8 protein-coding genes are annotated in these 12,670 nt (G+C 67.8%); 5 read left to right on the top strand and 3 right to left on the bottom strand.

Features of this window, described 5'->3' with window-relative positions; genetic code table 11:
• Positions 1 to 2 precede the first annotated feature (2 nt).
• Positions 3 to 1,004, bottom strand: coding sequence for an ABC transporter permease (locus tag IEX71_RS09570; RefSeq protein ID WP_229749619.1), 1,002 nt, complete (start codon positions 1,002 to 1,004; stop codon positions 3 to 5).
• A gap of 117 nt (positions 1,005 to 1,121) precedes the next feature.
• On the opposite strand from IEX71_RS09570, the gene IEX71_RS09575 reads away from it, so the two are divergent.
• The gene (locus tag IEX71_RS09575; protein WP_268235947.1) at positions 1,122 to 2,744 is read left to right on the top strand and encodes an amidohydrolase family protein; all 1,623 of its coding nucleotides are present in this window, start codon (positions 1,122 to 1,124) and stop codon (positions 2,742 to 2,744) included.
• Positions 2,745 to 2,752: 8 nt separating this feature from the next.
• Here the strand turns inward: IEX71_RS09575 and IEX71_RS09580 are convergent, their stop codons facing one another.
• Positions 2,753 to 4,363: an ABC transporter substrate-binding protein gene (locus IEX71_RS09580; RefSeq protein WP_188836793.1), complete on the bottom strand. Its 1,611-nt coding sequence runs from the start codon at positions 4,361 to 4,363 to the stop codon at positions 2,753 to 2,755.
• Between the two features lie 221 nt (positions 4,364 to 4,584).
• On the opposite strand from IEX71_RS09580, the gene IEX71_RS09585 reads away from it, so the two are divergent.
• The 4 genes from IEX71_RS09585 (at position 4,585) to purL (ending at position 11,653) form a co-directional block, all read left to right on the top strand.
• Entirely contained in the window at positions 4,585 to 5,973 is a 1,389-nt protein-coding gene (locus IEX71_RS09585) for a serine hydrolase domain-containing protein (protein WP_188836794.1), read from the top strand.
• 2 nt (positions 5,974 to 5,975) lie between these two features.
• Positions 5,976 to 6,869 carry a serine hydrolase gene (locus IEX71_RS09590; protein WP_188836795.1) on the top strand — a complete coding sequence of 298 codons (894 nt, stop codon included), beginning with the start codon at positions 5,976 to 5,978 and terminating at the stop codon, positions 6,867 to 6,869.
• A 136-nt stretch (positions 6,870 to 7,005) separates the two neighbouring features.
• A complete protein-coding gene (locus IEX71_RS09595; RefSeq protein ID WP_229749621.1) occupies positions 7,006 to 7,677 on the top strand; it encodes a sulfite exporter TauE/SafE family protein in 672 nt (223 codons plus the stop codon).
• Between the two features lie 121 nt (positions 7,678 to 7,798).
• Positions 7,799 to 11,653 (top strand): phosphoribosylformylglycinamidine synthase, encoded by a 3,855-nt coding sequence (gene purL / locus IEX71_RS09600; protein WP_505673600.1) that lies wholly within the window; start codon positions 7,799 to 7,801, stop codon positions 11,651 to 11,653.
• A 59-nt stretch (positions 11,654 to 11,712) separates the two neighbouring features.
• On the opposite strand, the gene IEX71_RS09605 is transcribed toward purL, so the two are convergent.
• On the bottom strand, positions 11,713 to 12,669 hold the full coding sequence (locus IEX71_RS09605) for a phosphoribosylaminoimidazolesuccinocarboxamide synthase (RefSeq protein ID WP_188836797.1): 957 nt from the start codon (positions 12,667 to 12,669) through the stop codon (positions 11,713 to 11,715).
• Position 12,670: the final 1 nt, after the last annotated feature.

Raw genomic sequence — 12,670 nt, forward strand, 5'->3', positions numbered from 1 at the left:
GCTCAGTTCTCCCTGATCGTCGAGCGCGGGTCGAGCAGTGCAAGGGCGACGTCGACCGCGAGATTGATGAGCAGGACGAAGACGCCATACACCAACACGATCGCCTGGACCACCGGGTAGTCCTTGCCCTGTATGGAGGACACGATGGTGCTGCCGAGGCCGGGCCAGGCGAAGACGTTCTCGACCAGCACGGTCCCGGCGATCAGCCCACTGAGCAGGAGCCCGCTCAGGGTGAGCGTCGCGGTCAACGCGTTCGGCAGCGCGTGCTTGAGGTAGATCGCCACCGCCGGCAGCCGCTTGGCCCGCGCCGTGCGGATGTAGTCGGCCTGCAGCACCGCGAGCATCTCCACGCGCAGGATCCGGGCGAGGACGAGGCCCGGTCCGACGGCGAGCGCGACGACCGGCAGGACGTAGGAGTCCAGCCCCGATTTCCCGGCGACCGGGAACATGTGCAGATTCACGCCGAAGATCCAGACCAGGATGACGCACACGACGAAGTCGGGTATGGCACCGACGACGACGCTGACGGTCGTGAAGCTCAGCTCGGTGCGCTGTGCCCGCCCGCCACGGGTGACGACACCCATCAGCGCACCCAACGGTATGGCGATCAGCAGCGCGAGCACGAATGCCGACACCGCGAGGGCGAGAGTTGCGGGCAGCCGCTGGGAGATGACCTGCGAGACCGGCAGCTGAGAGGACATCGAGATGCCGAAATCTCCGGTGGCGAGATCCTGCAGATAGTGCCAATACTGCACGAGCAGAGGGTCATTCAGCCCCAGGGCTTCGCGCCGAGCGGCAACGAGGGACTGCGGTGCGGTCAGCCCGAGCGAGGCACGGACCGGGTCACCGGGGACCAGGTGGATCATCAGGAACGAGGCGGTCACCAGCGCCCAGAGCGAGATGAGCAGTTGTCCGGTACGGCGGACGGCGAAGCGCACCCAGTGGTTGTCCCACACGCCGGCGGCCAGGGACGGCGCCGGTTCTGCGGATGAGGTCGTTGTCACGCGCCGGCCTCAGCTGATCACGGTGCCGGTTGCGCAGCCGGCGGCGAGTAGGCCGGCACATCTGCTGCGACTGGGTACTGACGTGCGCATAGCGCTCCTCGTCGTGGATTGAGGCTGGTGATCGAACAGCCTGCCCGCCGCCATGCGCCGCCGGTTCGTCGTCCTCGACGAAATGCACCCACCCGTCTTGTCCGGGAAGACAGACCGCCGCGGTCGCCGAGTGTCTTGACTGGTGCAGGTGATCACCTCGACGAACGGAACCAAATCATGATCGTGTTGCGCGGCGGTCGAGTGATCGATCCGGGCTCCGGCACGGACCGCGTCGCCGACGTGCTGGTCAACGGGGTTACCGTGCACGCGGTCGGCACCGATCTCGCCATACCCGCTGGTGCAGACGTCGTCGACGTGACGGGACTGATCGTGGGTCCCGGGTTCGTCGATCTGCACAGTCACGTCCACTCGATAGCCGGACAGCGGCTGCAGGCGATGGACGGCGTGACCACGACGCTCGACCTCGAGGCCGGCCTCATGCCCATCGAGCGCGCCTACGCGGACGCAGCCGCGGACGGCCGGCCGCTGAACTACGGGTTCAGCGCTTCGTGGGGTTCCGCGCGCGCTCAGGTGTTGCTGGGTCAGCAACCACAGGCGAGTATGGCGGCCGGGCTGGCGAACCTCGGCGATCCCGGCTGGCAACGCTCCTCGAGCCCAACGGAACTCGCCGCCTGGCTGCGCCTGTTGGAAGGCGAGCTGGGCGCGGGAGCGCTCGGGATCGGCGTGCTCATGGGTTATGCGCCGCGCAGCGATCCGGACGAGTTCCTCGCCGTCGCCCGGTTGGCCGCCTCGGTCGGTGTCCCGGTCTATTCGCACGTCCGCGAGCTGATCGAGGCCGACCCGACGACGCCGATCGACGGCTCCGAGGAACTTGTCATCGCCGCGGCCGAGACCGGCGCGCGGATGCACCACTGCCACGTGAACAGCACCTCGCGCCGGCACATCGACCGGGTGCTGGGACTGCTCGACCGATCTCGAGCAGAGGGTTCGACCGTCACGGTGGAGGCGTATCCGTACGGCGCCGGGTCGACCGGTGTCGGAGCGTTCTTCCTTGCTCCGGATCGCTTGCCGCACTGGGGAATTCGATCGTCCAACATCGTCATGGTGGAGAGCGGTGAGCGGATCGCTACGGCCACCAGGCTCGCCGAGCTCCGCGCCGCCGATCCGGGTGCCGAGTGCATCGTGGAGTTCCTGGACGACAACGACGCCGCGGACCGTGCACTCCTGCACCGCGCGATGGCGTTCCCGGACTCGATCGTCGCCAGCGACGCGATGCAGGTGGTGTGGCCGGACGGCTCCCGGGACACCCGTCAGTGGCCGTTGCCACCCGGTGGTCGGACCCATCCGCGCACCGCAGGCACCTTTGCCCGCTCGGTACGACGCATGGTTCACGACACCGCGCAGTGGACCTGGTCGGAGGCGTTCCGCCGCTGCTCCTATCTGCCGGCGCGCATCCTCGACGACATTGCGCCGGCTTCCCGTGGCAAGGGTCGCCTCGGTGCCGGCGGCGACGCGGACCTGGTGGTTCTGGACCCGGAGGGCTTCACCGACCGGGCCACCTACACCGATCCGACCCGCCCGTCGAGCGGCGTGCGCCACCTCATGGTGAACGGCGAGTTCGTCGTCCGACACGGTGAGCTGCTCATCGACGCCTACCCCGGCCGTGGCCTGCGGGGTCTGCTCGCCTGAGTGAAAAGTCAGGACACCATCCGGATGCTGGTGGGCTGCAGCACTCCGATGAGCTCGAAGGTGGCGCCCTTGCCGAAGGTGAGCCGCTTCTGGTTCGCCCACGGGATGACGTCCGCGGCCTTCACCAGACTGCTCTCGGCGGAGAGCCAGTGCTTGCACCCGGCGGCACCGGACATGCTCTGTGCCTTGGCCACCTCGGCACGGTAGGTCGCGTTGTCGATACCGGCGAAGTTGTTGCCTTTGGGCGCGGACGGCCCGGACATGAAGCCGATCAGCTGGTCGGGCGAGTTGACGTTCAGCGGGACCCAACCGATGTCCCAGTTGCCGGTGCTGAAGATGGTGGACAGCAGGGTCGTGGTCTCCTGTCCCTTCATACTCACCTTCACCCCGAGCTTCTTCCACTGGGCTGCGGTGAGTTCGGCCGCCGAGGACCCTGCCGTTCCGAACGTGGTGCTGTAGAGGAACCGCACCGACAGCTGCTTGCCGCCCTTGCGGCGATAGCCGTCCGAGCCGGCGACCCATCCGTCGGCTTCGAGGAGCGACTTCGCCTTCGCCAGGTCGAACTTCGGCAGTGCTGCGCTGACCGAGTTGCCACGGCACGCGACCGGTGGTGCGACCGCGAAGCTGGTCGGGCCGGAACCCCGCCCCGAGGTGAGGACCTTCTGCAGTTGCTTGTTGTCGGTTGCCATCGAAAGCGCCTGACGCACTTTGGGATCCGACGTCGGACTGCTTGCGGCGTGGTTGTACCACGTCTCCCCGATGATGGTCGCGGTCGAGACCGAGTAGAGCTTGGCGGCCTGGAGTCGCGTGATGTCAGGTCCGATGAACGTGCCTGCATTCAACTGGCCGGACAGCATCAGGTTGGCGGCGGTCGTCTCGTTGGTGATGACCTTCAGGTCGATCTTCGCGGGCATACCCGATGTCGCGGTTTTCGCACCGGCAGGACCCCAGGTGTATCCGGAACGCTTGCTGAAGACGTAGCTGCTGTTGGGTTGGGCCCGGTCGAGTTGATAGGGCCCGGTGCCGTCGGTGGACTTGGCGAGCGATTTCCGGTTGGCCATGCCCTTGGCACAGACCATGGGCACCGAGGCCAGACCGTTGAGGATGAACGGCGCCGGTCCCGGCAATGTGATGGTCACGGTGCTGCCGGCACTCTTGGCGGTGGCTCCGGCGGGCAGGAACGCGCCGACCAGTGGGCTCTTGTTCTTGGGGTTGCCGACGTAGTTGATGTTGTCGGCGGCCTGGGCCGCTGTGAAGGCCGATCCGTCGGAGCAGGTGATCCCGGAATTCAGGGTGAGGCTGACGGTTCTACCGCTGACCTTCCACTTGCTGGCGAGCTGCGGTTGGATCCGCCCCTTCGCGCTGGTGCTCACCAGCGAGTCGTAGGCAAGTGCGGCGATCTGGAGCACGTTGTTCGCCGCCGAGCCCTGCGGATCGAGATTCCCCGGATCGGAGTTCAGCGCCATCGAGAAGGTGGCGCCGTCGACGACTTTGCCACTCTTTCCGGCGTTTTCGCCGCTGCCGGAGCTCGAAGAGCAGCCGGCGATGGCCACGGTGACGGCGCAACCGCCGGCGAGCAGCCCGAGGTTCCTGCGACGGTGAGCGGTGGGACGGCGCATGCGGCACTCCTGGATGGTGGGGACGGTCTGAGATGGACTACGGCGAAGGGTGCATCGGTCGATCAGCCTGCCCGCACGCCGCCGGGCATGGTTCGTCGTCGGCGACGAACCAGCGGTCGGCTTGTTGTCCGCGGCGACGAGACACCGACTGCCGAGGTCGGTTTCACTGAGGAAACCGGCCGGCGCACCGACGCAGCCGATCCCTGTGTGAAAGGAAGAACATGTCGACTGTCGAAGAGGTGGGCGCCTGGATCGAGGCGGAGCTGCCCGGCATGCTCGAGGAGGCGCAGATCCCTGCGGCGTCCGTGGCGCTCCTGGCCGATGGCCACATCGTCAGCCGCTCCGCCGGGCTGCTGAACACAGCCACCGGCGTGGAAGCGACCGATGACTCAGTGTTCCAGATCGGTTCGATCACCAAGGTCTTCACAGCGACCCTGGTGATGCAGTTGGTGGACGAGGGGCTCGTGGATCTCGACCGCCCGTTGCGGCAGTACGTGCCCGACTTCACGATCGCTGACGAGGCAGCACGTGACAGCCTCACGGTCCGTCAGTTGCTCAGTCACACAGCGGGTTTCGAGGGTGACTACTTCGACGACACCGGTATGGGCGACGACTGTGTCGAGAAGTTCGTGCCGGTGCTGGCGAAGGCACCGCAGTTGTTCCAGCCGGGAGAACGCTTCTCCTACAACAACGCCGGTTTCATCATGCTCGGCCGCCTGGTGGAGGTGCTCCGCGATGCGCCATACAACACAGTGCTGCGGGAGCGCATCGCCGAACCACTCGGTATGCCGCACTTCGCGACCGACGCCTATGAGGCCATCCGGTTCCGCGCCGCGATCGGCCACGTGCCAGGTCCCGACGCTGATTTCGTGCCCGCACCGACCTGGAACCTGGCGCGCTCGAACAGTCCTGCGGGTTCGATGCTTTCGATGACCGCCGGCGACCTGCTCACGTTCGCCGTGATGCATCTGGACGGCGGTGTGGCCAAGGACGGCACCCGAGTGCTCTCCGAGGAGTCGGCGACCGCGATGCAGCAACCCCAGGTGCACCTGCCGGACCTCGGGCTGTTGGGCACCGACTGGGGGCTCGGCTGGGAGTACAACTCGTGGGACGGCGGCCCGGTGATCGGGCACGACGGCAACACCGTCGGCCAGGCTTCCTTCCTGCGCATCGTCCCCGGCAAGAACATCGCCGTGGCGATGCTCACCAACGGCGGCAACCCGTTCACGCTGTATGACGCGATCATGCCGCGCGTCCTCCACGAGCTCGCCGATGTCACGGTGCCGCCGAACCCGGCACCCACGGACGCAGCCGGTCCGGCGCCGGCGGCGCACCGGATCGAGGGCACCTACAGTTCGTCGGTGTCGGACTCCACCGTGACGGTGGACGAGCAGGGCCGCATCTGGCTGGAGCAGGTGATGAAGGGCATCTTCGCCGACATGGCGCCCGACCCCGAACCGGTCGAGTTGCTGCCGTGGCGTGCAGACACCTTGGTGCCACGGACGCCCACCATGGGCATGTACATGCCGCATGCGTTCGTCGGCGACGACGGAGAGGGTCGAGCGCTCTACTTGCACACGGGGCGCGCTGACCGTCGCGTCTCTGCCTGAGCGTGGCGACCGCCTTGGAGAGCGATCTGCAGGAGATCTTCGCCCGCGCCGGTGCCACCGGGTTCGTGCACGCCAAACAAGTCGGCGTCGATGACGGCCCAGAGGTCTCACTGAACGCAGACTCTCCGGTGGTGCTCGCTTCGGTCTTCAAGATCCTGGTGGCGACCGCCTTCGCCGAGGAGGTCGCGGCCGGGCGGCTGGATCCCGTCGCGAGGGCAACAGTCACGGCTCGCTATCGCATCGGTGGCATCGGCACCGCCGGTTTCGCCGACGACACCACCGCGACGCTGCGTGACCTTGCGTTGAACATGATGAGTTTCAGCGACAACGCAGCCACCGACGTGATCTATCACCGGCTCGGGCATGAGCGGATCGCTGCCGTGGCAACCGAACTCGGCCTCAGCGGTACCGCACTCATCGGTTGCTGCGAGGACCTTTTCGCGACGGTCTTCGAGGACCTGGGCATCGCCGAGGATGACGACCCCGATGCGACCCTGGCGAATGCCGACGCCGAGGCCGTGTGGGGTTTGCGTGCCCTGGATCCGGTGCGGACATCGCACTCGACCCCGCAGGAGGTGACCGCGCTGCTTGATGCGATCTGGACGGATCGGGCCGCGTCGCCCGCTGCCTGCGCGATGGTCCGTGAGCTGATGGGCAAACAGATCTGGCCGCATCGACTCTCGAGCGGCTTCGACGAGGACGGCATCACGATCGCTGCGAAGACCGGCACCTTGCCGAGCATCCGCAACGAAGCGGGAGTGGTGACCTATCCGGACGGTGCGTCCTACGCAGTGGCCGTTTTCACCCGTGTGCACGATCTCGGGCAGCGTCGCCCCCGTGTGGATGCATCCATCGGCAAGGCCGCGCGCGCCGCGGTCGACCATCTGCGGTCCTGACCCGTTTCCTTCGGCGGATGACGCCGGACCGTGGGGTAGATTCCTGGGAACGAATTTGCCCTGCCCGGCGTACTCACCGCGATGAGCGCGCCACGGAAAGGATCGCGCCATCACCATCGCCATACTCTCGGCGACCGTGATCGTCGCCGGCTTCGTCCAGGGACTCAGCGGCATCGGCTTCGCGCTGATCTTCGCCCCGGTGGCCGGACTCCTGGACGCAGCGATGCTGCCGCTGGCGCTGTTGGTGTTGATGGTTCCGGTCAATGCCTACGTCGTATGGCGCGAGAGGTCGGCGGTCGACTGGCACGGCTTCCGGTGGATCGGCATCGCTCGGGTCGCTTCGACACCGCTCGGTCTGGTCGTCCTGACAGCCGTCCCCGAGAGCCGACTCGGACTGCTGATCGGGGCGGCGACCGTGCTCGCCGCGATCATCAGCCTCATCGCGCCGGACTTCCATCCGTCTCGCGCCGCATTCCTCGGGGCGGGACTCGCGACCGGGCTGAGCGAAACGGCGACCGGAGTCGGCGGCCCTCCACTGGCGCTGGTCTACCAGCACTCGCCGGCGCCACGACTGCGTTCCACTGTCGCCGCATCGTTCCTGCTCGGTGAGCTCGTCTCGATCGCGTTGTTGCTCGCCCGCGGCGTCGGGGACGTCGGCAGCGTCCTCGACGCGGCCTGGCTGGCGCCGGCCCTGGTGATCGGACTGCTGCTCAGTTCGCAGGTACACCACCGGATTGACAGCAAGCGGCTCCGGCTGCTCGTGCTGGTCTTCGCCCTGGTGTCGGGTGTTGTGCTGATGCTGTCCTGAGTGCTCCGACGCCGGTCGATACCCTTGACCCGTCACACTCAGCCTCGCCGAGGAGCCTTCACATCCCATGACGCCGACCCACCGAGGCTCGAGGTCCGTTCTCAATAAACTTCACGGCCAGGTGCTGACCACCTTCGACGGAGGAGCGGCACTCTCGCCGTTTCGCGCGGCCGCGCTGCTCTCTCGTCTGCAGGCGATCGCGCCGCAGATCTCAGCGGTCAGTGCCCGCTTCGTCCACCTGGTCGCCACCGAGGACGTCCTCGACGAGCTGACCGAGCAGCGGCTGCGTGAGTTGCTGACCTACGGGACGGCCCACGAGCCACTCACCGGGGCGACACGGACGCTCGTCGTCAGCCCGCGGGTCGGCACGGTGTCGCCCTGGGCGTCGAAGGCGACCGACATCGTGCACAGCTGCGGTCTCGACATCCGACGGGTCGAGCGCGTGACCGAGTTCGCCCTGACGACCGGCGCACTCAGCGACCAGGAACTCACCGCTGTCGCTGACGCGCTGCACGACCGGATGACCCAGAGTGTGCTTCCGTCGCGCGACGCTGCAGCTGCGCTCTTCGACGAGCCCGACACCGAGCCGATGCAGCGCATCGACGTGCTCGAGGGCGGCCGGGCCGCGTTGGAGCGGGCCAACAGGCAGCTCGGTCTGGCGTTGTCCGATGACGAGATGGACTACCTGGTGGAGTCCTTCGTCGGGTTGCAGCGCAATCCCTCCGACGTCGAGCTGATGATGTTCGCGCAGGCCAACTCCGAGCACTGCCGGCACAAGATCTTCAACGCCGACTACGTCCTCGACGGCGAGGCACAGACCACCTCCCTGTTCGGGATGATCCGGCACACCGAGAAGGTGTCCGGCAACGGCACGGTCGTGGCCTACAAGGACAACGCGTCGGTGATGCAGGGCGACCGCGTCACCCGCTGGCTCCCCGAATCCCCTGACACACCCAGCAAATACGTCGAGCGCCCGGACGACGTGCACGTCCTGATGAAGGTCGAGACGCACAACCACCCGACCGCCATCTCACCGTTCGCCGGTGCGGCCACCGGCGCAGGCGGCGAGATCCGCGACGAGGGCGCCACCGGCCGCGGTTCGCAGCCGAAGGCCGGACTCACCGGGTTCGTCGTCTCCAACCTCAACCTGCCGGACACCGACGAGCCCTGGGAGCGGGAGTCGTATGGCGCTCCCGACCACCTGGCGACGCCGCTGGAGATCATGCTCGACGGGCCCATCGGCGCCGCGGCGTTCAACAACGAGTTCGGCCGGCCGGGGCTCGGCGGGTTCTTCCGGGTCTACGAGCAGACGGTCGACGGTGTGCGCCGCGGCTATCACAAGCCAATCATGAGCGCCGGCGGTCTCGGCGCGATCAGCGCCGACCAGACCGAAAAGGTCCTGTTCCCAGCGGGATCCCTGCTGGTGCAGCTCGGCGGGCCGGGCATGCGCATCGGGATGGGCGGCGGCGCCGCGTCCTCGATGGCTTCCGGCGACAACGCAGCCGACCTCGACTTCGACTCCGTGCAGCGCGGCAACCCCGAGATGGAGCGCCGCGCCCAGGAGGTCATCAACCACTGCTGGTCGCTCGGTGACGCAAACCCGATCCTGGCCATCCATGACGTCGGCGCCGGCGGCCTGTCCAACGCGTTCCCCGAGCTGGTCGACGACGCGGGCCTCGGCGCCAGATTCCACCTCGACTCGGTGCCGCTGGAGGAGTCCGGTCTCTCCCCCAAGGAGATCTGGTGCAACGAGTCGCAGGAGCGCTATGTGCTTGCCCTTGCTCCCGATTCGCTCGATCAGCTGACTGAGCTCGCCGCTCGCGAACGCTGCCCCCTCGCCGTGGTCGGCACCGCGTCGGACGACGGACAGTTGGTCGTCGAAGAACCCGGCATCGCTGATGTGCCGATCGACATGCCGATGGAGGTGCTGCTCGGCAAACCGCCACGCATGACCCGCGACGCCCGACGGGTCGATTGCGCCACGACCGAGCTCGACCTGTCGTCGGCCGACCTCCACACCCTCGCGTATGACGTGCTCCGCCACCCCACGGTCGCCAGCAAGCGCTTCCTCGTGACCATCGCCGACCGCACCGTCGGCGGCCTGACCCACCGCGACCAGATGGTCGGCCCCTGGCAGGTGCCGGTGGCAGATGTCGCCGTAACCCTTTCGGACCTGGTCGGATTCACCGGTCAGGCGATGTCCTCGGGTGAGCGCACACCCATCGCGTCGGTCGACGGACCCGCATCGGGCCGGATGGCTGTGGGCGAGGCGATCACCAACCTGCTCGCGGCGCCGATCGCCGCCCTCGACGGCGTGAAGCTGTCCTGCAACTGGATGGCGGCCTGCGGCCGCGACGGCGAGGACGCCGCGCTCTTCGACACGGTCCACGCCGTCGCGATGGAGTTGTGCCCCGCCCTGGGCATCGGCGTCCCGGTCGGCAAGGACTCACTCTCGATGAGCACCCGCTGGACCGACGACGACGAGGCTCGCGAGGTCCGGTCGCCGGTGTCCCTGGTGGTCACTGCGTTCGCCTCCCTCCCCGATGTGCGTGGCACGCTGACGCCGCAGCTGCACGCGCAGGACGACACCGAGCTGCTGCTGATCGACCTCGGCGCCGGCAACACACGCCTCGGCGGCTCGATCGCCGCCCAGGTGCAGGCCGAATTCGGTGGTGCCCCAGCGGACCTCGTCGACCACACCCATCTACTCGGACTCGTCGACCTGCTCACCATGCTGCGCGACAACGACCTGGTGACGGCCTACCACGACCGCTCCGACGGAGGCCTCTGGGCGACGGTCGTTGAGATGGCTCTCGCCGGAGGCTGCGGCGCCACGATCGATGTCGCCTCGGTCGGCGCACTCTTCACCGAAGAACTCGGCGCCGTCCTCGAAGTCCCCGCGGACCGGCGCAGGGACGTCGAGTCGGCACTGCAGGACACCGGCCTGAGTGGACTCGCGCACTTCATCGGCCGACCGACGGTCGCCACAACACTGGACGTCACCGTCGCGGGATCGCCGGCACTGAGCGAGCCGATGCCGGACCTTGCCAAAGCATGGGACGAGGTGTCCTGGCGGATCAGCTCACTGCGTGACAACCCCGCCTGCGCCGAGGACGAGCACGCCGAGGTCGGCACCGAGCGCGGCGGACTCGTGGTGGAGCCGTCCTTCGATCCTGCGGACGACATCTCCGCGCCATACCTCAACCGGGGTGCGAAGCCGCGCGTCGCCATCCTGCGCGAGCAGGGCGTCAATTCCCACGTGGAGACCGCTTTCGCCTTCCACCGCGCCGGATTCGACGCCATCGACGTGCACATGACCGACCTGCAGACCGGTCGTCACGACCTGACCGACGTCGCCGGGCTGGTCGCCTGCGGTGGCTTCTCCTACGGCGACACGCTCGGCGCCGGCGAGGGGTGGGCCAGGTCGGTGCTCTTCAACGACGGCCTGCGGGAAACCTTCGCCGCGTTCTTCGGCCGACCGGACACCTTCGGACTGGGCATCTGCAACGGTTGCCAGATGTTCGCAGCCCTGGCCGACCTGATCCCGGGTGCACACGACTGGCCGCGCTTCACCCGCAACCTGTCCGAGCAGTACGAAGCCCGGCTCAGCCAGGTCGAGGTGCTCGAGTCCCCGTCGGTCTTCTTCAGCGGTATGGCGGGCAGCCGCCTCCCGATCGCCGTCGCGCACGGTGAGGGACGCGCAGACTTCTCCGAGCGCGGGACGCTCGAAACCGTCGAGCGTGCAATGCGATTCGTCGATGCAGAGGGTGCGCCGGCGACGACATACCCGCTGAACCCCAACGGGTCACCGGACGGTCTGACCGCGGTGACGACACCGGACGGCCGGTTCACCGCGATGATGCCGCACCCGGAGCGCGTGCAACGCAACGTGCAGCTGTCGTGGACCGACGGCCCGCTGGACGAGCCGAGCCCGTGGTTGCGGATGTTCCGCAACGCCCGCGTCCACCTGGGATAGTCACCCGACGAAGTTCTCCGCCGCTTCGCTCCCCCGATACTTCGCGGGGGACCCCGACCTCAGCCGAAGGTTCTACCGGTCAGCGTCTCGTAGGCCTCGACGTACTTCGCGCGGGTGCGTTCGACGACGTCGTCCGGCAACGCCGGCGGCTCGTCGCCCGAGTTGCGGTCCCAGCCGCTCGCCGGTGACGTCAGCCAGTCACGCACGAACTGCTTGTCGTATGACGCCTGCCGGCGCCCCGGCTCCCAGTCATCGGCAGGCCAGAAGCGCGACGAGTCCGGGGTGAGCACCTCATCGGCCAGGACCACCGTGCCGTCGGGACGCATCCCGAACTCCACCTTCGTGTCGGCGATCAGGATGCCGCGCGGTGCGGCGATCTCGTTGCCGCGCTGCAGGATACGCACGGTGAGGTCGCGCAGCTCGGCGGCGCGATCCGCGCCAACCTCCGCAACCACATCGGCATACGGCATCGGCTGATCGTGTTCGCCGGCCGGCGCTTTCGTCGACGCGGTGAACACCGGGGGCTCGAGGCGAGAGGCGTCCACCAGCCCACTCGGCAACTCGAGGCCGGACACCGCTCCGCTCGCTTCGTATTCGGACAGCCCGCCCCCGGTGAGGTAGGCGCGTGCGACGCACTCGACCGGCACCATGTCGAGCCGTTCGACCAGCACCGCACGGCCGGCGACGGCATCCGGAACCTGCGTGGACACGATCTGGTTGGGCACAAGCGACGCCAACTGCTCGAACCACCACAACGACAGTTGCGTGAGCACCGTGCCCTTGTCCGGGATGGGCGTCGACAGGACGTGGTCGTAGGCGGAGATGCGGTCGGACGCCACCAGCAACACCTGATCGGTGCGGGGCTCACCCGCGTCGTCGACCGGTGCGTAGAGGTCACGGACCTTGCCGGAGTAGATGTGCGTGAATCCGGGCAGATCGAGGGCGCCGGTCGGGGTCCCCGCGAAGTATTCGGAGGAGCGAAGCGAGGGAGAAACTTCGTGGGGTGACCTGGTCATG

Origin of the sequence: Flexivirga endophytica (assembly GCF_014640635.1) — a bacterium.
Lineage (GTDB): Bacteria > Actinomycetota > Actinomycetes > Actinomycetales > Dermatophilaceae > Flexivirga > Flexivirga endophytica.